This is a genomic window from Paenibacillus helianthi (genome assembly GCF_001909055.1).
Taxonomy (GTDB): domain Bacteria; phylum Bacillota; class Bacilli; order Paenibacillales; family Paenibacillaceae; genus Paenibacillus_AQ; species Paenibacillus_AQ helianthi.
The window spans coordinates 70,218-91,048 of sequence record NZ_LVWI01000040.1 but is presented as its reverse complement, the minus strand read 5'-3'; the positions used below and the strand labels follow the sequence as shown (position 1 = coordinate 91,048).

General features: G+C 49.7%; 21 protein-coding genes. 5 read left to right on the top strand and 16 right to left on the bottom strand.

Going from position 1 to position 20,831, the window contains the following annotated elements:
* Positions 1-94: 94 nt before the first annotated feature.
* The 5 genes from A3844_RS14705 to yyaC all read right to left on the bottom strand — a co-directional run bounded on the left by A3844_RS14705 (position 95) and on the right by yyaC (position 6,074).
* Positions 95-2,266, bottom strand: a complete 2,172-nt coding sequence (locus A3844_RS14705) for an O-antigen ligase family protein (protein WP_074107753.1) — start codon at positions 2,264-2,266, stop codon at positions 95-97.
* Between the two features lie 193 nt (positions 2,267-2,459).
* Positions 2,460-3,653, bottom strand: coding sequence for a class I SAM-dependent methyltransferase (locus A3844_RS14700; RefSeq protein WP_074107752.1), 1,194 nt, complete (start codon positions 3,651-3,653; stop codon positions 2,460-2,462).
* A gap of 113 nt (positions 3,654-3,766) precedes the next feature.
* Positions 3,767-4,423 carry a DUF6483 family protein gene (locus A3844_RS14695; RefSeq protein WP_074107751.1) on the bottom strand — a complete coding sequence of 219 codons (657 nt, stop codon included), beginning with the start codon at positions 4,421-4,423 and terminating at the stop codon, positions 3,767-3,769.
* Between the two features lie 255 nt (positions 4,424-4,678).
* On the bottom strand, positions 4,679-5,464 hold the full coding sequence (locus tag A3844_RS14690; RefSeq protein ID WP_074107750.1) for an alpha/beta fold hydrolase: 786 nt from the start codon (positions 5,462-5,464) through the stop codon (positions 4,679-4,681).
* Between the two features lie 103 nt (positions 5,465-5,567).
* A complete protein-coding gene (yyaC, locus tag A3844_RS14685) occupies positions 5,568-6,074 on the bottom strand; it encodes a spore protease YyaC (RefSeq protein ID WP_083606855.1) in 507 nt (168 codons plus the stop codon).
* Positions 6,075-6,258: 184 nt separating this feature from the next.
* Here yyaC and A3844_RS14680 point away from each other — a divergent pair, with 184 nt between their 5' ends.
* A complete protein-coding gene (locus A3844_RS14680) occupies positions 6,259-6,483 on the top strand; it encodes a DUF1128 family protein (protein ID WP_074084975.1) in 225 nt (74 codons plus the stop codon).
* Positions 6,484-6,583: 100 nt separating this feature from the next.
* Here the strand turns inward: A3844_RS14680 and A3844_RS14675 are convergent, their stop codons facing one another.
* On the bottom strand, positions 6,584-7,303 hold the full coding sequence (locus A3844_RS14675; RefSeq protein WP_074107749.1) for a pirin family protein: 720 nt from the start codon (positions 7,301-7,303) through the stop codon (positions 6,584-6,586).
* Positions 7,304-7,696: 393 nt separating this feature from the next.
* Here A3844_RS14675 and A3844_RS14670 point away from each other — a divergent pair, with 393 nt between their 5' ends.
* Together A3844_RS14670 and A3844_RS14665 are read left to right on the top strand one after the other, a co-directional pair.
* A complete protein-coding gene (locus A3844_RS14670; RefSeq protein ID WP_074084977.1) occupies positions 7,697-8,200 on the top strand; it encodes a YtxH domain-containing protein in 504 nt (167 codons plus the stop codon).
* Between the two features lie 124 nt (positions 8,201-8,324).
* Positions 8,325-8,657, top strand: a complete 333-nt coding sequence (locus tag A3844_RS14665; RefSeq protein ID WP_074084978.1) for a DUF5665 domain-containing protein — start codon at positions 8,325-8,327, stop codon at positions 8,655-8,657.
* An 88-nt stretch (positions 8,658-8,745) separates the two neighbouring features.
* On the opposite strand, the gene A3844_RS14660 is transcribed toward A3844_RS14665, so the two are convergent.
* From A3844_RS14660 to A3844_RS14615, 10 genes are all read right to left on the bottom strand, one after another.
* Positions 8,746-9,516 carry a sigma-70 family RNA polymerase sigma factor gene (locus A3844_RS14660; protein WP_074084979.1) on the bottom strand — a complete coding sequence of 257 codons (771 nt, stop codon included), beginning with the start codon at positions 9,514-9,516 and terminating at the stop codon, positions 8,746-8,748.
* Positions 9,513-9,965: an anti-sigma B factor RsbW gene (rsbW, locus tag A3844_RS14655; RefSeq protein ID WP_074084980.1), complete on the bottom strand. Its 453-nt coding sequence runs from the start codon at positions 9,963-9,965 to the stop codon at positions 9,513-9,515. Before rsbW ends, A3844_RS14660 begins: the two co-directional genes overlap by 4 nt.
* A gap of 18 nt (positions 9,966-9,983) precedes the next feature.
* On the bottom strand, positions 9,984-10,322 hold the full coding sequence (locus A3844_RS14650; protein ID WP_074084981.1) for an STAS domain-containing protein: 339 nt from the start codon (positions 10,320-10,322) through the stop codon (positions 9,984-9,986).
* A gap of 97 nt (positions 10,323-10,419) precedes the next feature.
* The gene (locus A3844_RS14645; protein ID WP_074107748.1) at positions 10,420-12,090 is read right to left on the bottom strand and encodes a response regulator; all 1,671 of its coding nucleotides are present in this window, start codon (positions 12,088-12,090) and stop codon (positions 10,420-10,422) included.
* Between the two features lie 17 nt (positions 12,091-12,107).
* Positions 12,108-12,977: a CheR family methyltransferase gene (locus tag A3844_RS14640; RefSeq protein WP_074103527.1), complete on the bottom strand. Its 870-nt coding sequence runs from the start codon at positions 12,975-12,977 to the stop codon at positions 12,108-12,110.
* Between the two features lie 83 nt (positions 12,978-13,060).
* Positions 13,061-16,735: a response regulator gene (locus tag A3844_RS14635; RefSeq protein ID WP_074107747.1), complete on the bottom strand. Its 3,675-nt coding sequence runs from the start codon at positions 16,733-16,735 to the stop codon at positions 13,061-13,063.
* A complete protein-coding gene (locus A3844_RS14630) occupies positions 16,732-17,904 on the bottom strand; it encodes a SpoIIE family protein phosphatase (protein WP_074084985.1) in 1,173 nt (390 codons plus the stop codon). Before A3844_RS14630 ends, A3844_RS14635 begins: the two co-directional genes overlap by 4 nt.
* A gap of 216 nt (positions 17,905-18,120) precedes the next feature.
* Positions 18,121-18,468 (bottom strand): YflT domain-containing protein, encoded by a 348-nt coding sequence (locus tag A3844_RS14625; protein WP_074103525.1) that lies wholly within the window; start codon positions 18,466-18,468, stop codon positions 18,121-18,123.
* 88 nt (positions 18,469-18,556) lie between these two features.
* A complete protein-coding gene (locus tag A3844_RS14620; protein ID WP_074103524.1) occupies positions 18,557-19,090 on the bottom strand; it encodes a hypothetical protein in 534 nt (177 codons plus the stop codon).
* 70 nt (positions 19,091-19,160) lie between these two features.
* Positions 19,161-19,760: a DUF948 domain-containing protein gene (locus A3844_RS14615; RefSeq protein WP_425270603.1), complete on the bottom strand. Its 600-nt coding sequence runs from the start codon at positions 19,758-19,760 to the stop codon at positions 19,161-19,163.
* A gap of 92 nt (positions 19,761-19,852) precedes the next feature.
* On the opposite strand from A3844_RS14615, the gene A3844_RS14610 reads away from it, so the two are divergent.
* Entirely contained in the window at positions 19,853-20,020 is a 168-nt protein-coding gene (locus A3844_RS14610; RefSeq protein ID WP_074084988.1) for a DUF1328 domain-containing protein, read from the top strand.
* Positions 20,021-20,335: 315 nt separating this feature from the next.
* Positions 20,336-20,710: a hypothetical protein gene (locus A3844_RS14605; RefSeq protein ID WP_074084989.1), complete on the top strand. Its 375-nt coding sequence runs from the start codon at positions 20,336-20,338 to the stop codon at positions 20,708-20,710.
* The last annotated feature ends 121 nt before the right edge of the window (positions 20,711-20,831 follow it).

Below are 20,831 nucleotides of genomic sequence, written 5' to 3'. Positions count from 1 at the left end.
CCACGCTGTGCTGCCGACCCTGATAAGGAAGGAATTGGGTAACGGCATGATTTCACAAGATTAAGACTTTGGTTCAGGCAACGCGTCTGCCCGCTTACAAACGGATTGCCATCTCCAAATGCCAGGCTTCAGAACGTACTCCCTTCAGCCGAAGGCCTAAGCCTTCGGCTTCTTGCACATTGCCAAAACGGCGGTCATTGTGTTGAATTCCCTTCCCACTCTCCCGTTCCCCCAACAGACGGTACTGCCGCAGCAGCTCCAAACCGGCTTCCGCACTCTGGCGCGCGCTTGTCCAGTCCCCCTCCCGGAGTCTGCGTACACTCATGTCCAGCATTCCTTCTGCCGCTTCTATGCGTTTGGCCGCATTAAAAACATCAAGTTGCTGGCCTCTTCGCACCCAGTACATTGCCGTTCCCGGATGCTCCCCTTCCAAAGCCCGTTTTGCCAGCTCCCACTTCAAAGCAGCATTCTCTGGGGAGTACTTCAGACTCTTCAAAATCAGGTCACGACCCTGGTTCCCTGGAAGCATGCGGGATAAAGCGGCAGCTGTCATGGGATCACGAGGATTCCACTGCAGGGATTGCCGCAGTAGAACAATTCTCTCTCTATTCTGCGAGGTACCAGCCGCCTGCTTATATAGTGTTTCCCCTCTCATCGCTTGGAAGGAAAGGATGAAAAGTGCCAGCGCCACACTGAAAAGCAGTGCGGCCGCCGCAGCAGGCCTTCCCGGTCCGCCAGGAACGGGTGGCGGTTCAGCGGATGCGGGGAGCTGTGGCGGTTCGCCTGCGTCAACGCTGTGAAGCTTCTCGGCCCGGGCAAGCGCTGGCAGCAGGAACAGCAGCAGCCACATGAGGCCGTAGCTCCAGTCAAAATCGACGGCGCTGTGCAGGGCAAGCGCCAGCAGGGACGGCAGCAGCCTAGGCGCTGCTGCTGCCACCAGCCATCCTGCTGCGATCAGCAGCAGCAGGAGAATGGCAAGGCCGACGCCTCCCAGGTTCAGCAGGAGGTCGAGGTAACCATTGTGCACCTGGCTGCCCACATAGGGGCGGGACTGGGCGGCGAGATACGAGCTCCGCCAAGTCCCGCCCCCGCGTCCCAGCCAGGGTGCCTCTGCCGCGAGCTTCCAGGCATCGCGGTAGAGCAGCCCGCGAGCGGCGACCGTCGATGACGGTCCGGTTATCCGCTCGCGTACCTGCAAGAGGACGGCGCTGCCCGCCGCCGTCCACATCACCGCCGCCAGAGCCACCCTGGCGGCGCAGCCCCCGCCTGCCGCGACTTGCCGGCGGCAGCACAGCCACGCGCCGCCAAGCAGCGCGGCGCCCCACAGCCCGGCCAGCAGCAGCAGGCCGGGTGCAGGCTCTACCGCCAGCCCGGCACGGGCCAGCTGGCGGTAGAACAGCGCCGCAGCAGCCATAGGCGCGGCGCCGGCAAGCAGAAGCGGCGCGCAGAGCTGCCGCTTCCAGAGCAGGACCGCGGCGCCGGCGAAGGCCGCGGACAACCACGCGCCGCGCGACTCGCTGAGGAGCAGCGCGGCGGCATAAGGGAACAGCGGCAGCATGCCATACACTCCAGTAGCTACGGACTGTTTGATCGCTGATGGCCTGGGCTTAGCCGATTCCATCAGAGAAGCAGCAGCAAACAGGCGCTCCAGCAGGAAAACAGCCATCACTGCTCCAAACGTATTCGGATACTCGAGCAGACCTGCCAGTCTGGCGCCTGTGGCGCTGACTTCAGGCGCTGAAGTATATGCTACCGCATAGGGGAGCTTGAACCCGGCACATACTGCAAACAATGCGCTTAAACTGATGGCCATTCCCATCGCATGCCACATCGCCCCCAGAAGCCGGGCACCCTGCCGGTATCCCGCACAGAAATAGGCCAGTACTGCAAAAGAAGCATAAAATCCCCAGCGGAGCAGCTCATCCAGTGTCCCCTGCGCAGATATAGGCCCCCGCAGCCCTGCCCATGCATAAAGAACAAGGATCGCCAGCGGACAGCCCAGCAGGGTCAAAGCGGCCTTTTTCATCACAGGGCCCCCGGATTCTTGACCTCTTCCGTCAGTCCTCTTGTGCAATTCAAATACAGCCAGCACCGGGGCGACAAGAAGCCCGCACAGTGCAAACCACACCGTGAGAAACGGATACATTTCCCCGGTAAAAAACAGCCCCCTCAACAGACAGGCTGCCACCCCCGCAGTAAATACCGCACCTGCACAAACATACACTATATTCAGCTCCGGGCTGTTCAGCCGCTTATTCCACCGCATTCGAATTTCTCCTGTATGAATCAAGTTACCTTCAGTATTTCCAGATTTAGTCTGAAACAAAAGATAACGTAGCTGAATATCCGGATCATCTATAGCGGGGCCATGTTAATGCATAAATTTAAAACAGGACGGTTGTTCCCTCCGGGAACCATCCGTCCTGTCATGGTATTAACTATTCATCCTATTAAAGGGTTTAACCCTCCAGGCTGCTTTTTATCGGCAGCAGATCAGTGCAGGCGCGTTCAAGATACGGTTCCGCACCAAGAAAGTCACGGAATGCACTGTATTCGCGCCATTTGGCGGCATTGTCTCCGCTTGCGCTTTTGACAGCGCGGATCAGGATGTTCTTCGGCGTATGTTCCATATCGATGAACTCCAGCAGTTGTGTCCGGTAACCCATGAGGTCCAGGAGCTTCGCCCGGATCGCGTCGGTAGCGAGGGCGGAGAACCGTTCTTTCAGAATTCCGTGCGACAGCAGCGGATTCAGCACCTCACTTTCGATCTGGGCAAACAGCTCGTGCTGGCAGCAGGGAACTGACAGGATCACCGATGCGCCCCAGCGGACGGCTTTTTCCAGTGCAGCATCAGTAGCCGTATCGCAGGCATGAAGTGTTACGACCATATCGACCTGATCCAGCTCGTTATAGTCCGCAATATCACCAACCAGGAAGCGTAGCTTGTCGTAGCCGAGCCTTGACGCAAGCGCGCTGCAATGCTCAATGACATCGGCTTTGAGATCGAGTCCGACAATGTTCAGCTCCCGCTGCTCGCGGATGGCCAGATAATGATACAAGGCAAAGGTCAAATAGGATTTGCCGCAGCCAAAATCAACAATGGTCAATGGACGGTCAGCCGGCAGATCGTTAAGCACATCCTCCACCATCTCCAGGAACCTGTTGATCTGGCGGAACTTGTCGTATTTCTTAGCCAGCACCTTTCCTTCGCTGTTCATAATGCCCAGCTCCACCAGAAACGGCACAGGTTCTCCTTCATCCAGCACATACCGCTTGCGGCGGTTATGGGCCAAGTCCGGAGCCTCCTGCTTGCTCGGCGATTTGGTCAGAATCGAAACCTTGTACTTTTTACTGATCAACACTTGATAATCTGCCTCAATGGTACAGAGCAGTCCTTGGCGGAACGTCTCTCTCAGCAATGACATCAATTCCTCCGCAGCAGCCTCAGCCGGAATATTGCGGTGTTCAACCTTGGGACCGGTATAATAGGCAAACTGATAATTCAGCTTGCCCTTTAATTCCACAGGTTTCACCTGAACCTTGGTGTAGGGGGTCTCGCCTTTGCTGCGCAGCTGGCTAAGAGTTGCCGTAATCAGAGTACGGCCGCTTATGACTTGTTCAATCAATGCATTCAAAGATTCCACAGGGTACATCTCACTTTCGTCACGCAAAAATAAATTATAGCGTTATACATTTAGGTCATAGTTATTCATAACATGGGAGACAATTGTTCTCCTGAATTTTCTTAATGTAGTATAGCATTTTTTTAGTGGAACTGTAGCCGTCTCTCCCATTCATCGCTGCCTTCTCTAACCTCTTGTGCCGGAAGACCGCCGAGTTCCAGTTCCTCCGGGCTTTTCAGCAACAGACGGTCATACAGTTCTTTGCCTTCCCGGGCAACATTCTCCCCTTGCTCCCAGAGTCTGTAGAGGCTGTCCTCTGCTTTGGCATACCGTCCGATGGATTCCAAGTAGGTGAGCAGCAGCCGTTCTGTTTTTGCCGGAAGCCTATACGCCTGCGTTTCTATTAACAGCTCATCAATGTCAGCCGGCATCTGCAGCAATTCACGTTCTGCACCATGAAGATCGGCGTACAAAAAAAGATGCAGTGACCTCATCGCTCTGAACAAAGCCGCATCTTGGTTTCCAGCCGCAGCATAGATTTGTCCTTCTTCTTTAAGCAGCCGCGCCACACCCTGAAGCTTATCGGATTCCACAACGCCTCCAAGCAGATACATATCGATAATATCCTCTACGGACAGTGAATTCAGCAGCCGGGAATTCAGGCGGAAATGCCGGATCAGCAGCTCATCGACCTCCCACAAAGCTTCGGTTGTCTTTTTCTCCTGCTTAAGTGTCATTACCTTGGCAACCATCGCCGTCATATCCTCAATCATCCGCACGATGTAGTCTCTTCGGAACATATGGCACACTCCTTCCATAGCTGCAGCGCATGGACTGCTATGCTTCTCTTAACGGCCACCCCTTACGGCTGGGCTGCCCTTTGAATTCATCTTAAACCATTACACATCTATGCGCTACTTAACTAGCCTATGGCCGAAGAGATCAGGAATAGTGTTCCAATAACAGAGGCAGCACCCGCGTAGTCTGGCGGGTGCTGCCTCTGTAGGTTTTCTGTATGCTTAGCAAAAGGTCTTGCGGTTTGTTCCAATCTCTAGTTATGTGCGCACAGCCGCATGCACGTAATGCTTAATGATTTCCGACAAGCGTCCGGGAGCTTCATACATGCTCATATGTCCTACTCCTGGAATGGTCGCCTGGGTTACATTCGGTTTGTCCGAGGTAAACGTCCGTTCAGGGGGTACCTTACTGTCCTCTGCACCGGCTACCAGCAGCACCGGCAGCATTGTAGCTGAGATGACGTCGCGGCGGTCAGGACGCTCACGCATCGCCATCGCTGCACCCACCGCCCCTTGCGGAGGCGTTCTGTAACCGATCTCCTTCGTGCGTTCAAGCAGTTGCGGAGCGGCCCCTGGTGCAAAGAGACCTGGTACCAGACCATCCACAAACGCAAAGATTCCTTCATTCTGAATCGTGCTTACACTTTTCAGACGGTTCTCTTTGGCTTCTTCACTGTCCGGGTAGCCACTAGAGTGTATCAGCCCGAACCCTTTTAGACGGGATGCGTGACGCTGTGCAAAGGATAGAGTGATATATCCGCCAAGTGAATGCCCCAGCAGGTAACACTCCGGGATCTCAAGCGCATTAAGCAGTGACAGTACATCATCAGCCATCTGATCCACAGTATACGCCCCGAGCGGGGCGTCCGAGGCCCCATGGCCCCGCAGGTCCGGAGCGATCACCCGATAATTACTGCTAAGAGACGGGATTACCTGCTCCCAATAAGCGGAGCTTCCACAGAAACCGTGCAGCAGCACAATAACGTCACCTTTGCCCTGATCACTGTAACAAATATTGCTTCCCTCACAACGAATGTTTTCCATGTCAGCTTCCCTCTTTCTATGTAATAGCCAAACGCGGCTCGCGGACAGCTAAACGATCCGAGGCTTGAGACGGTTTGCTTGTCTTAATTATTAAGCCATTTCTTCACTCTTGAAACGCTTTCCGGTCATCCATTCCGAATCCGGCCGCTGCAGCCAGGGCAATTTGCCCGGCCATTCCCATCACTCTGTTCAGCGGAGTACTCTGCAGTGTCCGGTAAGGACGTGGTCCGTTCACGTCTACAATGGCAGCCAAGCTGTAATGTCCCACAGCCGGAAGCATCAGTCCCACCGATTGTGCCGGACGCAGCGGCTCAGCAGCCGTCAGGAAATAGCCAAGCGATGCCGGAGGACCGAGACATGCGTCAATAGCAATAATAATCTGCCCTGTAGGAATCTCTGCTATCCGTGCCTCCAGATTATCCGCGTCACAAGGTGACGGCAGCGTGCCGCTTACATGCGGAAATCCATGCTCCAAAAGCCGGCTTCCGGTCAGCGGTCCAAGCGCATCCCCAGTGGACCTGTCCGTTCCTATGCACAAAAATGTGATCTGCTCCAGCGGATGCCGGAACGCGATCTCCCGGAAGAAGGAAGTCAGCCCGGAAGCATCCATTTTTTTGCGTTTTCTGCTCTCCTGCTCCCTGATTGCCAATCTCCCCGCCCCTTTCTACGATTCATTCCGAATATATTTCTATTAATTTAACATGATATCCATGGAATGGACAAAAAAATGGTGTTTGCACCCCCAAACATGATAGAATATTTGAATTAATATGCAGAGAGGACTGTTAACCCCAATGGATCTATCCCAGCCTACCCAGGAAAATGTTGAATATATGATTGAGGGCATTAAAAGCAAGCTGAAAATGGCAAGTGCTGCAGCCATGCAGGCTTCAGCCTTCTCGGTAAAGAATTATGAGGACATTCTTGATATTTACGAAGTGGCTATGGGCAGTGACAGACTAAGCATTTCCCAAGTCGAAGCGCTGGTTTCCGAACTCGGACGCCTGCGGGCGAAATAAAAAATGTGATACAAGTACGAACAAGAGTCCCATGCCTTACGGCCATCAGCAGATGGATACCTAAGGCATGGGACTCTCTTTGTCTTGCCGAAAGTTGAAGCTAAGGAAGGTCGATCAGCAGGAACTCCGCGCTCATGTCACTGCCCGTTCCTTTCAAATTCAGATCGCAGCTCTTGCGGATGCGGGCCGCATCGCCCGGCTGAAGGTGGAACGTTCCGTCCGGGCACGAGATCTCCAAATTGCCGGAAATAAGGTAGATATGCGTCCGCCTCTCTTCACGTTGAAGGTACTTCAGCTCCCGGTTCGTTTCCAGAGAAGACAGATAGATCGTTATATTCTCATGGATCTCAAGCGCACCTTCTTCCCCCTTTCCTGAAACTACAGGCAGAAGGGTATTGGTCTTATGCTCAACTGGATAGAACTTCGCGTCCCATTTGGGCTGCCGGCCCGGCTGATCCGGGAGCAGCCAAATTTGCAGAAAACGCGTATTGTCAGTGTCCGACGGATTGGTTTCGGAATGATTAATGCCCGTACCTGCGCTCATGATCTGAATGCTGCCGCCCTGAAGCTCGGCATGATTGCCCTGATCATCCTGATGTTTCAACACTCCAGAGACTACATAAGTGATAATCTCCAGATCATGATGCGGATGCTCATGCATGCCCTGCCCCGGTCTAAGCTCATTATCGTTATGGGCCAGCAGTGCCCCAAAGTGCGCATTGCTTGGATCATCGTAATCGGCAAAAGAAAAGCTGAATTCACTGTGTATCCATTTTTTATTCGAAGTATGGCGCTCTGCTGAAGTAATGACTTTGATCATAATTGCGTGCACCTCCAATGATGTATGAATCTTATCCTCAAGTGCAAGGGCGCTGTAATTATGTATTCCTTACCCTCTTCCTTTCTTTGTCAATCAAGGAAGCCAGAATGGTTTGTTTTGACTTTAAAGTTTCGGCAGTTTGTAAAGTCGCAAAATCCCCCGTTTTTATCACAATAGGTCTCTTAACATCACAAATGCTGAAGCATGCTCCGGGAATCTTTGCCGTCCTTCTTTGCTGTTTCAGCCCATACGCCCAAGTTTATATACGAAGTAAGAACGTTCAGGCCACCCTGAAATCCGGTTACCGGCGGCGAGGGAAACCATCTACACTATATGCTCTACTCCCTGCCGCCAGGAACTGGAATACAATAATCGAATGAGGAGTGATTGGTTATGAATAAAGCAGAGACAGAATATCCGGTAGAGAGCGGAAACACATTTTTCAAAGGTATTTTCATCGGAGGTTTGATTGGAGCTGCCGCAGCATTGCTGTTCGCTCCTAAGCCAGGCCGTGAAATGCGCAGTGACTTGTCTGAGAAATTCTCGACCGCTACGGACAAAACCAAAGAGGTTGCAGGTGTCGTAACGGATAAAACCAAAACGATTGCTGCTACCGCCCTAGAAAAGACTACTGACCTTGCCAGCACGGTATCCGCCAAAGCTTCTGATATTTTCACTACAGTCAGTGACAGTAAACAACAAATTGCCGCTACGTTATCCGAAACAGGTAAAAAAATCGGCGAAACCGTAGGAAGCGCATCCGCAGATATCATTTCTGATGTCAAAGACGCTTCAAAGGACGTTGCCGAGGAAGCCTCCGCTTCTTCCAAGGATATATCGGATACGGCACAGGAAGCCAAGGAAGAAGTTAAGGCTTCTTATAAATCTTCTTACTAAAAGCGGTGATCCGCGGCTTGATCTAAATCCGGAAACAGCCAGCTCACTTGCAGCTGGCTGTTGTTATGTAATATTTGTTTATTTATCAAAGTCCGGTTACGGGCTATAGAAAGCAGGTAACCTTATGGGAGATGCGGGGAACAACACGAAAACCTACGATGTAGAGGAGCATCCCTTCGAGCTGAGGCATGAAGTGAAACGGCTAAACGCCAGGCTTGACAAAATTGCCGATTCGCTGGAAAAATCGGAATTTAAGGATATCCTTGAAAACTATACGGACCCTAAAAAACGGATTATCACCAATCTCATGGCAGGCATATCCCGTGGTCTCGGACTCTCCCTTGGCACCTTTGTGATTCTGGGCTTACTGGGCTATATTCTCAGTCTGTTCCTGAATGTGCCGGTAATCGGAGAATACCTCGGAGAGATCAAGAAGTACATTGATGCCAACAGCTGATCCATTTAAATAATGATATATATAAAATGGACATGCCCTCCCCGCACGGGAATCAGGCATGTCCATTTTGTTATAACCCAAATTTATATTAATAGGATGAATTCGCCATAATCTGCTTCAGTTTTTCTGTAGCCCGCTTTTGAATCCGTGATACGCTCATTTGCGACACTCCAAGCTTCTGGGCGATGGCACGTTGGGATTGCCCGTCCTGGAAAGCCAGCAGCAACACCTGCTGTTCCTGTTCCTTAAGCTGCCCGAGGGCCTGCTGCAAATCCATGCGTTTCTCTACGGTCTCATAATCATTGGCTTCAGAGCTGATAATCTCACCAAGTGTAGCCCCTGTCTCCTCTTGGGATAGAGGCGAATCCAGGGATACGTAATGGTAGCATTCTCGACCGGCTAGTACTTCCACAGTTTCTTCTACGGTAAGATCAAGATAATGAGCAATTTCCTCTACGGCAGGAGAACGTTCCAATCTGATGGTTAGCTCATCAATCGCCTGCTGGACAAGGGCACCCTTTTCTTTGATCCTTCTAGGAACCTGTATGTACCAGGATTTATCGCGCAGGTAATTTTTCATGTGCCCGATCATGCTTTTCATGGCATACGGTTCAAAAGGAATTCCCAGACTGATGTCGTATTGCTGCAGCAGCCTAATCAGCGCCATTTGTCCTACCTGATATAAGTCTTCGTACAGATCTGGACGGTTGCGGGCAATTTTACCGGCAGCCATCTTCACCATGGGTTCATATTTACGGATCAAAACTGTTGCAATTTCATTATCTTTGGTCTGCTGGTATTCCCAGATCAGACTTACCGCTTCGTTCATGGACTCGGGGGGAGTCACTTTTTCGTTCATACTTTCTCCTCGCTGAAATTAAGCCGCTTGGTCAGGGTGACGACTGTCCCTCTCCCTGCTTCGCTCACTACGCTAACGTCATCCATGAGCGCTTGCATTAAATAAAAGCCCAGCCCGCCTACCTGAACATCATTCAGCTCTTTATCATGCAGCGTCATACGTTCCTCGGACTCTTCCAATCCGTCAAAGCTCTCCCCCTCATCTTTGACGGTGATGGACAAGGCTCGTGTTCCAACTTCAAAGATTACATCAACCATCCCGTCTTCCTGCCCGTAAGCGTAAAGAACCGAATTGTTGCATGCTTCGGATACAGCCACTTTCATATCCTCAATGTCTTCATAAGTAAAGCCCATTTTGGAGGCAATGCCATATAAATTCAGTCTGACGATATCGACATATTCTGCACTTGCGGGTAACTGAAGAACTACTTTTTGCACGTCATCACTCATCCTTAGTTCGATCCTTTCCTAGTGGGAATTCTCTTGGGGGGCAAAAAACTTGGAGATTCCTGTCATATCAAATAGCTTCTGTATTTGCGGCGGAACTTCCTCAACTGAAAACTTAACGTCCATTCCATGTCTTGCTTTGAGAATCGAGAGCAGAATACCAATGCCTGTGCTGTCGATATATCTCAATTCCTTCAGATTAATCACAAGGTCAAGCCCAGTATCCCCTACCAGTGGTTCCATCACCAGACGAAAGTCGGGAGCTACCGACAAATCGAGCTCGCCAACTAAGTAAACCGTGCATACATTGCCTTCTGTTTCGGTTCTTGCGTGGAACTTTTCGCTTTTATTTGTATTCATAGACAATCTCTCCTGATAAATGTTTTCTTTACCAATAACCCTAAAGCTATACGGTTGAAACAAAAAACGCCACATTCATACATTGGTACTTAATGGATCATGCCTTGAAAAGTGAGGTGTTCCGTATCTCAGCCGGATTGTCACTGGAGGCATAACGTAAAATAATTTGTTTCAAGCTGCTCATTTTCAGCGGCTTGCTGATATACCCATCCATTCCAGCAGCAGAACAGCGGTTCTGGACCCCCTCCATTACATTCGCGGTCATCGCAATAATGACAGCATGGGTAGCATTATGTCCAGAGCCCTGCCTGATTCTGGAGGTGGCCGTCAATCCATCCATAACAGGCATCTGCAGGTCCATAAATATGAAATCAAAATCCTCGCGGAGAGACAGCTCCACTGCCTGATGACCATCCTTGGCAACTGTGGAGTCATAGCCCAGCTTGTCCAGCATACTTACCATCAGGCGCTGATTGATCGGATGATCATCCACTACAAGGATCTTTTTCTGCCAATGTTGACCGGTTTCTACAGCAGGATGCTCCTCCTCCTGAAAGGTTCTTCCAAGTTCATCATCCGGCACTGTAGTCTTAATTGTAAAAACAAAGGTCGCCCCTTTTTCCTCCATGGATTCCACACGGATTTCACCGCCCATCATTCCAACCAGGGATTTGCAGATGGCCAGTCCCAGACCTGTGCCGCCGTATTTGCGCGTCATAGAAGAATCCAGCTGAGAAAACGGCTGGAACAGCCGGTCACATTTTTCCGGAGAAATCCCAATGCCTGTATCCTTAATGGTGAATTCTACGGTCATCTTATGATCTTCCGAAGACACCCTGGAGGCTACAAGGTAAACACCGCCTTGATTGGTAAATTTAACGGCATTCGCGACTAAATTGATTAATACCTGACGCAAACGGGCCATATCCCCGTAAATCAGCCTAGGCAGCTTTTGGTCAATAAAATAGGCCAGTTCAAGATTTTTTTTGCCAGCTTCCGCAGAAAATAAGCTAAATACCTCCTGGATAGTGGTCTGTAGCTCAAATAACTGTTCTTCCATTTCCATTTTACCTGATTCCATCTTGGTGAAATCAAGAATATCGTTAATAACGGTAATGAGCGTATCGGCACTTTTGCGGATGATCTCCGTATACTCTTTCTGGTCTGGAGCAAGCTCCGTCTCCATGAGCAGGTCAATCATGCCCACCACACCGTTCATTGGCGTGCGAATCTCATGGCTCATCATAGCCAGGAATTCCGTCTTGGCTTTGGCGGCAATCTCCGCCTCTTCCTTGGCTTTGGTCAGTTCTCCGTTAATTCTCTCCAGCTCTTGCGTCTTTTGCTGCAGCAGCATGGTCTGCATCTGATGCTTTTTGGTCGTAAGGTGCATATCGACGAAGCCTTCGATTTTGGACTTCAGAATTTGGGGGATGAAGGGCTTGACCATATAATCAATCGCACCAGCCGAATATCCCGCAAACAGATGCTCCGCCTCTTTGCTGTTGGCTGAGATAAAAATAATTGGAATATCCTTTGTCTTCTCTCTGGCTTTGATCAATTTGGCAGTTTCAATTCCATCCATACCCGGCATCTGTACGTCCAGTACAATCACTGCAAATTCATGTCTTAATAAACACCGCAGTGCTTCTTCACCGGAATTCGCTTTGACAAGCTTATAATGCTGGCTTTCAAGCACTGCTTCCAGCGCCAGCAGATTCTCAGGACGGTCATCGACAAGCAGTATATGAATCGGTTCTTGAACCCCCATTGGCCCCTCCTCACCCGCTATTTGTTCTTACGGTATATTTTTTCCACTCTGTCCAGGGGCTCATAACTGTCACTGAACCTGGTAAAATGTATAGACTCTTTGGAGCCCAGTACCAGAACTCCGAAACGGCTTAAGCTTTCATGGAACAAGCCATGCACATGATCCCTGAGCTCGTCGTTGAAATAGATCATGACATTCCGGCAAAATATTACATTGAACTCATTAAAAGAGGTATCTGTAGCCAGATTATGCTCTGCAAAAATAATATTTTTGCGCAAATAAGGCTGCAGAATCACAGAATTATATTTCGCTGTATAATATTCGGAGAATGCGCGGGTCCCTCCCGCTTCCATGTAATTCTTGGTATACTGCTTCATCTTACTGATCTCGTATACCCCTTCTTTGGCCTGCTGCAGGGAGCGTGCATTCATGTCCGTGGCATAAATGCGCGCCTTGTCGTACAGCCCTTCCTCATGCAGAAGGATGGCCATGGAATACACTTCTTCTCCGGTGGAGCACCCGGCATGCCAGATCCGGATATAGGGATAGGTCCGAAGGAGCGGGATGACCTTCTGACGGAAGGTCAGGAAGAGGCCGGGGTCCCGAAACATCTCCGTTACCGGAATGGACAAGCTGTATACAAACCGTTCAAAACAGTCCCGGTTATGCAGCACTTTCTCCTGCAGGGCGGAAATGCTGGGTACATTCTCCGTATGCACATGATGCCAGATCCGCCGCCTCAGGGAAGGCAGCGCATAATTCCTGAAATCATATCCGTAAAGGCGGTGTACACCGCTGAGAAGCAGTTCAATTTCAATCTGCTCAAGCTCCTGTTTGATCCCGGTCTGGGCAGATTGCTCTTCATACCCGCGTTCCATAGCTGTCATTATTATCAAGGCTCCCTTGCACCTAACGTATCTCCGGATGGGTTGTAATTTAGTACTGTAATCCTATTACCCCAAAAGCGGGCTTACGAATACAACCACACACGCATTAGAGAAAGAAGCTGCTCAGTACTGATAGGTTTCTTCATATAATCCGAGGCGCCGGCTTCTATACACTTGGCCCGGTCCTCTTTCATTGCCTTAGCCGTAAGCGCAATAATGGGCAGTTTCTGATATTGCGGCATCTGTCTGATCCGGCGCATGGCCTCATATCCGTCCATTTCCGGCATCATCATATCCATCAGCACCAGATCAAAATCCTCCTGCTCCACCAGCATGTCCAGCGCCTCACGGCCGTTCTCTGCAAACTTAACTTCCATATGATACCCTTCCAGCACACTGGAAAGGGCGAATACATTGCGGATATCATCATCAACCAGCAATATTTTTTTACCGTCGAACAGTTCTTCTTTATTGTGCAGCTTTTGCAGGATTTTACGCTTGTCTTCAGGAAGATTGGCTTCCACCCGATGCAGGAACAACGTGGTTTCATCTAACAGTCTTTCCGGTGAACGCACATCCTTAATAATAATAGATTCAGCATACTTGCGCAGCTTAGTTTCTTCCTTGCTGTCCAGGTCCTTGCCGGTATAGATAATAATCGGCAGATCATTTAGATCTTCATCATCACGAATCTGGTCCAGCAGCTCGAAACCGGTCATATCGTCCAGCATCAGATCGAGAACCATACAGTCATATCTTTGCTTGCGAAGCTCGCTCAGCGCTTCATGCCCAGTGGAAACTGCGGTGATGGCCACATCATCATGCCCGATAAGCTCCATGATGGAGCGGCGCTGAGTAGCGTCATCCTCTACAATCAGCAAATGCTTCAGGGTACTGGCTGTATAGTTCTCAATTTGTGAAAATGCACGGTCCAGCGCTTCTCTTGAGGATGGCTTTCTTAAGTAAGCCATCGCCCCCATCATCAGTCCCTGCTTCACTTCATCATTCACAGAAATCACATGAACAGGAATATGGCGGGTCTGTGAAGAGCCCTTGAGCTCCCGCAGAATCGCCCAGCCATCCAGAACTGGAAGCTGGATATCCAGGATAATGGCATCCGGCAGATACGTCTGGGCCATAGTCAGGCCAATATCTCCCTGAAGGGCTACCAGACCCTTGAAACCGCGGCTCCGGGCCATATCAAGCAGAATCTTGGCGAACTTCTCATCATCTTCAATAATCAGCAGGATCTTATCCTTGGAAGACAAATGATCACGGTCATCCTCCATGATAATAGGCTCCATAGGCGCAGCTGGAGTGTCTTCTGTACGTTCTATCCGGTACTCACTGTTATATTGAGATATCACCGAAACCTCACGCTCCCGGGAGGCTGCAGCCTCGAGCACTCCAGGAAGGAGGCTGTAATGACCTTTAACCGGCAAGTACAAGGTGAAAATACTGCCTTGACCTTCACGCGATTCCAGTCCAATGGCTCCACCCATAAGACGTGCAAGTTCTCGGCTAATCGATAGTCCCAGTCCGGTACCGCCATATTTGCGGCTGGTTGTTCCATCCACCTGCTGGAACGCTTCAAAGACAATGTCTGTCTTGTCTGCAGGAATCCCAATCCCGCTATCCTTCACAGAAATCGCAATATATTCGAACTCATGCGGAAGGAAGGCGGGCAGATGCTCCTTATTTGCGGCGCTTACCGCAAATTCCACAAAGCCCTCACTCGTGAACTTGAAGGCGTTGGACAGCAGATTCCGCAGAATTTGCTTCAACCGGTGACCGTCTGTGAAGAGGGAATCCGGCAACGGCTCATCGAACAAAAGGCGCAAAGACAATCCTTTTTTCACAGCCTGCGGTGCAAAATTCTGCTTCACGAAGGTTTTCAGCTCGGTTAGAGGTATTTCCTCATAATTTAGCTCCATTTTGCCGGCGTCCACTTTGGAGAGATCAAGAATCTCATCAATCATTTTAAGCAGATCCGCGCCAGACATATAAATCGTATGCGCAAATTCCACCTGCTTCTCCGTCAGATTCCCATCCTTATTCTCTGTAAGCAGCTGGGATAGAATCAGCAGACTGTTGAGTGGAGTGCGCAGCTCATGTGACATATTGGCCAGAAACTCGGATTTATATTTGCTGGTCACGGCAAGCTGCATCGCCTGCTTCTCCAACTGGCTGCGGGCATGCTCGATTTCATCCTTCTTCTCCTCCACCTCCTGCACCTGGTCCTCCAATGCACGGGTCTTAGCGATCAACTCGGTATTGTAATGCTCCAATTCTCCCTGCTGCCGCTGCAGTAATTCTTGGGAGCGTCGAAGCGCATCCGTCTGCTCCTCCAGATTCTCATTGGAGCGGCGAAGCTCTTCCTGCTGTGTCTGCAGCTCCTCCGACTGGCATTGCAATTCTTCAGTAAGCGCCTGGGATTCCCGGAGCAGCTCCTCCACTACAAGCTGGCGGCTGATATTATTTAGAATCACACCCATGCTGATTGCAAGCTGATGCAGCAATTCATTCTGCAGGACACTAAATGGAGTAAAGGAGGCAAATTCAAGAACCCCCATCAATTCATCTTCGAAGAGGACCGGATAGATCAGAATATGATCCGGATGCGAACCCCCAAAACCGGATGTAACAGAAATATAGTCTTCCGGTGCCTCTATAAGCTTAATTGGAGTTTTATCCAGCGCGCTTTGCCCCACAAGCCCTTGACCCATTTCAAAGCTTGCTTTGAGTTTGGCGCTGCCCTCTCCCGCATAAGATGCGCTACTGACAAGCAGATTAGGATTGTTCTGATCCTTCAGGTAAATTGCCCCATATTGTGCACCAAGCACCGGGGTGAACTCACCAATGAAGGTCTGGGTCACCTGTTCCAGCGAATTGACGCCACGCAGAAGATCTGTTACACGGGCAATATTTGCGTTGAGCCAAGCCTGATCGCTCTGCGCCTGTGCATAGGCCTTCTCCATCTCCTGCTTCTGTTCAAGATCTTTGGCCATGTTCTGAAATACCCGGGCAACATCCCCAATCTCATCTTTGGAGGTAACCCTGATTCGGCGGATAGCCCTCATTTTGCCGTTGCCGAAGCTCTTAATCATCATGGAAACGACATTAAGCCCTCGTGTGATGCTTGGAATCACCCATAGAATAACCCCAAGCCCCAGCAGCAGCCCTATAACCATAATTAAGGTCACCATCTGGATGGAGCTCTCATAAGCCTTCTTAGCGTTGGTATTCTCCTCCGTCATTCTGAATGCGTTGTAATCCGACAGGGCATTCAGGCTGTTCAGCACCTCTTCCTGAATGTTCTGCCCTTCTGCATTCCGGTAGGCGTTGGCATTCTGAAAATAGCCGGCAGAAAGCATATCAAGCACTTTGTTCTGATAATTTATATAACCCGAATAGGCTGATTCAATCCGTTTCAGCAGCTGCATTTCTTCTGTTGTTTCCATCGAATCTTCAATATTCTGAAGGTACCCTCCGGCTTTTTTGACTTTAGCCTCAAGCTCGCTTTTTTGGGAACCAACCGAGAGCTTGTCCGCATTGAGCATGGAGGTCGTCAGTATACGCGCCATATCGTTCACTTCACCCCGGAGTCCGGAGGATGAGCGGCCCTTGCTGTACCTGTCCTGAAAGCTGTCCAGCTGGCTGCTCATATTATTAAGCCGTTCGTATCCAATGAAGGTTAACAAAAACATAATGGCCAGCATTGCGCTGAAGCCGATCAGCAGTTTAGCCTTTATTTTCATTCCGGATCTGTTCCTTTCTTCAGCGAAATCCATACCAGGCATTTGTCATCATCACGTTCCTGGTCAGGAACGTCATGGAAGAAGGAGGCGCGCATCAGCTGCTCGTGCCACTCATGCCCTCCGTTCAAATAACCAACCATAAAGTCCAGCTGTTCTTCCTGTCCGCCCTCTGACATTTCGAGCAGCCCGTCGGTATAGAGCACCAAGTGGCCTTCATCCTCAAAGGTCAGCGTTTGCGGCTCAATATCAATGCTGTCAAATAGGCCAACCGGATGACAGTTGCTCTCCAGCAAAACAGGACTTAGGGAGCCGCCTTCGAAGAAGAGCCCCGGCGGGTGTCCCGCGTTCACGTAATCAATACGCTTCATCCGGGTATCTATAACCAGATAAATCGCCGTAAAATAATACTGCACCAGCTGTTTCTCAATATATAACTGGTTAAACCGCCGGTTCAACTCTTGAATAACTTTCTCCGGCTGCACATACGTCGTTACGGTATCCTTGAGTACAGAAGCAAGGAACATGCAGAATAGGGACGAGGAAATACCATGTCCCATCATATCCAGCAGTATAACAGCATACCGGCCGTCTCCAAGCGGATACCAGGCATACAAGTCACCTGCAAGCTCTGCTGAGGGCTGGTAAAGGGCATGAACTTCAAAAGCCTCTTCCTTGAGCGGCAGACTCAGGACTGCATTTTGTACCAAAGCAGCCAGCTTCAGCTCATCCTGTATCCGCTGGTCCCGCTCCACATGCCAATCCTTTTCGCGCTTTAAGCGGAGGGCCAGCCGGATACGTGCCATCAGTTCAACCTTGTTAATGGGCTTGGTCACATAATCTACAGCACCCGCATCAAGCGCTTCGGCCAATTTCTTGGAGTCACCAACCGCAGTAACCATAATAATCGGGATATCTCTCAGATGCTCATATTGCTGGACTACCCGGCAGGCCTCAATTCCATCCATTTCCGGCATCATCATGTCCAGCAGAATCAGGTCAATATCCGACTGTCTCGGCCGCTTGTCTTCAGTCCCTGTGCCGATCCCCAGCAGCTGTAGCATCTCTTTGGCTGAAGCTGCAGTTATAAAGTTCCGGTAATCTTCCTTCTTTAGAATTTCACGGATTATGATTACGTTAGTCGGATTATCGTCTACGATTAAAATTCTCAATTTTTCTTCACCCCGCACGAATAGTATTTCAACCGTAAAATTCAGAAATATTCAACTCTATCATACGATATCTAAAAGTCCAGTTTCCATAAAGCAAGATATTGGAATGAATCCATGTACTTGTATTCAACAAAGTAACCTCCAGCCCCACCACTTGCAGTGGGACTGGAGGTTACGCTATTGGACTATAGGTCTCTCCATGTGAATGCCATCGAATTAATGCAGGTTTTTTTTGGCGATAACAAGAACCTTGCCCGTATCAAGCTCTTTCTCGTAAAAGCCAGCTTCTGCTGCACTGAAACCTAGTGAAGTAATCTTGTTACGGAGTGCATCACCCCGTGAACGAAACATGTTGGCAATAGAGCCGAACAGCCCCTCTTCGTGTAAACCTACCTCATTCGTATCTGCCGCATCCACAATTCGGCCTTCGCGATCCGCATTATGGCTGATCACATAAATGTCATCCCTAGTGTAACCACTATCGCGCAGCCGATTCACTTCTTCTATCGCCTGAATACCATTCTCAAGCAACTTGGCATAAGCCTGCGTACGGATTGAATCCATGAAATCACGCTCCTTGTATTATATAAGAGGGCAACGCTAAAAAGATGACTGACTTTCATTAACCATCTTTCCACGCGTTTGAAACGCCTCAAGAAGAATTCCCGTCAAACAAATCAATACCGTTCCATTCACCTGTCTGTGAATTGCGGTATATCTTAAGTGCGGTGCTTCCTCTCATATATACATCCCCGTCTTCAGCTACAAAATCCGGAGAGCCCAGGAGTTCAGGCAGATTATTCTTCTGCGGTTCAATCCGCTGTCCATTCAAGTACAGTCCGTATTCCCCCGCTTCAGCCGGAGTGACATGCACGTATAGAACAGCTCCATCACAAATTCCGGCGGACATATCCGAATAATGGTACTCCTCGCACCCCTGCCAAGGATCCGGGGTAACAGAGAGCGGCGTACCTTTAACCTGCAGCAGCTCCTCTTCCGGCATATACAAGGGCACCCCGGCAAGGGAATCAAAGGCAGTGACATAGGGGCTGGCATTTACACTGTGCTCAGTAGCGAGCACTACCGGCGACTGCGGGAACAACCAAGCGGCAGGAACAGACTCCTTCTGCGGAGATACAGATAAATAGGGAGACAGGAGACTTAGCAAAAGAAGGATAACGTTCATGGAGCATCCCGCCTTTCATGTTCTGCTGCTTGGTATGGCCGTCCCGGCTGCGTGTTCTCAGTCTTATGAATTAATGACGGAATTTCTGCCAAATGGTAGCGGCTGTGTCTACACCTTTTAACGCCATGGCTATTTTTCCAGGTGACTTCTTGGCATTTGCACTATCGTATGACTTCACGGTGCGTTCTTCTGCCGGACTAGGCGGAGTACTTTCTACCGATACAGCTTTAGCCTTTTCCTTCAGTTCACGCGACTTGCGGTACTTCTCAATGACGGTTACTGATACCTGCTTCATGGTCAGCGTCAGTTCATTCATGACGTCACCTAGGTTTTTCACGGAATCGACAATCGGATCAATCTTTTGAATTTTGCTCTGAACATCTGCGGTAATATCGTTCGCGTGTCTGACTGTGGTTTTCACTTCATAAGTAAGTTCGTCAATCGTTTTCTGCACTTCCTGCAGAGTCTGGCTGACCTTATCGAGGGATTCCTTCGCTGATTTCAAGGTTTTAATTAAAAAGTAGACGAGTACGGCAAATGCAATCGCCACGAGTGCGACGCTTAGATCAATAATCATTTCCAAAACCCCTTCCAAATCGTTGAATGTCTGCTTGCTCTGCCTTATTACTGCATAGTTACCCTTACGTGAATAGCCCGAAACAAAAGTCAAATCCCCCCTCCTTGTTTGTTTCAAAACAAAACTCCCCGTTTAAACAATGACTACATTCGACTACACCCTACACACCGAAAGGATGACACATCATGTTAAAATGGTCGGTAATTCTGCTTGTTATTGCTTTAATCGCCGGTATTTTCGGATTCTTCAATGTTGTAGCTGCCGCTGTAGGCATCGCAAAAATACTGTTCTACATCTTCCTGATTCTCTTCATTGTTTCACTGTTTATGGGACGCAGGGGAAGATCGATGTAAATAGCATTAGCCGCCTTTAAGATCTTCTCCATATACAGGCACAACCTGAGCCCGGACTCCTGATGGAGTATCCGGGTTCATTGTGTGTGAAGCGGCATCCTGCGGCCTTTTCCCCACTGAACCTCATACCCGTTTCGGAATTCTCTTCTATCCTATTCACGCTGCAGAACATGTAGGCCTTGCACCAAAGACCGTTACTGTGAAAATAAAAAAATAAGACGTTTGGTTCATAGGGCCTTCTTTCTGTTTACAAGCTTATTAGCACGAATAAGGAAAAACCTGCTACAAACAAACCAATCCCAGGAGGAATCACAGATGAAAAAATTTGCCAGTATCGCAGTAGCCATGGGTCTTGTAGCTTCTTTTGCCGCAACGGCTTCAGCCGATGAAGTATCGGGTACCACCACAACCGTAACAGGCAACACCTACGGTGGGAAATTCGAGACTGTAATCACACAAGCAGATATTAAGCCAGCCACGCCTATGATTATCCTGACCAAAGCAACACCTTTCCACCTTTCCATGGACAGCATGACTCCAGCGGGCTGGTTGAGTGCACAGACCATTGATACCACTGGGGCTGTCAAGACCGACAGTTGGGGCAATGAATGGAGAGAAATTTACACATGGCTGGGTACAGCCTGGATCAAGGTGCCTGCGTCTGCTTATGTAATCACTCCAGCGATGTAACGATTCCATAATTGTACCTCCGGCAGGAAGAACATGCTATGAAGCATATTCTATGCCCGGCCGAGCGCCCGTAAATCCCAGCCTTTTCGTACTTTTTACGGGCCTACATACGATAAGCCGT

Coding starts and splice junctions, on each gene's coding strand:
- A3844_RS14605 (WP_074084989.1), top strand. CDS start 20,336: ATGAAAAAATTTGCCAGTATCGCAGTAGCCATGGGTCTTGTAGCTTCT.
- A3844_RS14645 (WP_074107748.1), bottom strand. CDS start 12,090: ATGGGGGTTCAAGAACCGATTCATATACTGCTTGTCGATGACCGTCCT.
- A3844_RS14625 (WP_074103525.1), bottom strand. CDS start 18,468: ATGGATTCAATCCGTACGCAGGCTTATGCCAAGTTGCTTGAGAATGGT.
- A3844_RS14700 (WP_074107752.1), bottom strand. CDS start 3,653: ATGTACCCTGTGGAATCTTTGAATGCATTGATTGAACAAGTCATAAGC.
- A3844_RS14610 (WP_074084988.1), top strand. CDS start 19,853: ATGTTAAAATGGTCGGTAATTCTGCTTGTTATTGCTTTAATCGCCGGT.
- A3844_RS14690 (WP_074107750.1), bottom strand. CDS start 5,464: ATGGAAAACATTCGTTGTGAGGGAAGCAATATTTGTTACAGTGATCAG.
- A3844_RS14635 (WP_074107747.1), bottom strand. CDS start 16,735: ATGAAAATAAAGGCTAAACTGCTGATCGGCTTCAGCGCAATGCTGGCC.
- A3844_RS14660 (WP_074084979.1), bottom strand. CDS start 9,516: ATGAACGAAAAAGTGACTCCCCCCGAGTCCATGAACGAAGCGGTAAGT.
- rsbW (WP_074084980.1), bottom strand. CDS start 9,965: ATGAGTGATGACGTGCAAAAAGTAGTTCTTCAGTTACCCGCAAGTGCA.
- A3844_RS14675 (WP_074107749.1), bottom strand. CDS start 7,303: ATGATCAAAGTCATTACTTCAGCAGAGCGCCATACTTCGAATAAAAAA.
- A3844_RS14640 (WP_074103527.1), bottom strand. CDS start 12,977: ATGACAGCTATGGAACGCGGGTATGAAGAGCAATCTGCCCAGACCGGG.
- A3844_RS14695 (WP_074107751.1), bottom strand. CDS start 4,423: ATGTTCCGAAGAGACTACATCGTGCGGATGATTGAGGATATGACGGCG.
- A3844_RS14650 (WP_074084981.1), bottom strand. CDS start 10,322: ATGAATACAAATAAAAGCGAAAAGTTCCACGCAAGAACCGAAACAGAA.
- A3844_RS14670 (WP_074084977.1), top strand. CDS start 7,697: ATGAATAAAGCAGAGACAGAATATCCGGTAGAGAGCGGAAACACATTT.
- A3844_RS14705 (WP_074107753.1), bottom strand. CDS start 2,266: ATGCGGTGGAATAAGCGGCTGAACAGCCCGGAGCTGAATATAGTGTAT.
- A3844_RS14680 (WP_074084975.1), top strand. CDS start 6,259: ATGGATCTATCCCAGCCTACCCAGGAAAATGTTGAATATATGATTGAG.
- A3844_RS14620 (WP_074103524.1), bottom strand. CDS start 19,090: ATGAACGTTATCCTTCTTTTGCTAAGTCTCCTGTCTCCCTATTTATCT.
- yyaC (WP_083606855.1), bottom strand. CDS start 6,074: ATGGATGCTTCCGGGCTGACTTCCTTCTTCCGGGAGATCGCGTTCCGG.
- A3844_RS14665 (WP_074084978.1), top strand. CDS start 8,325: ATGGGAGATGCGGGGAACAACACGAAAACCTACGATGTAGAGGAGCAT.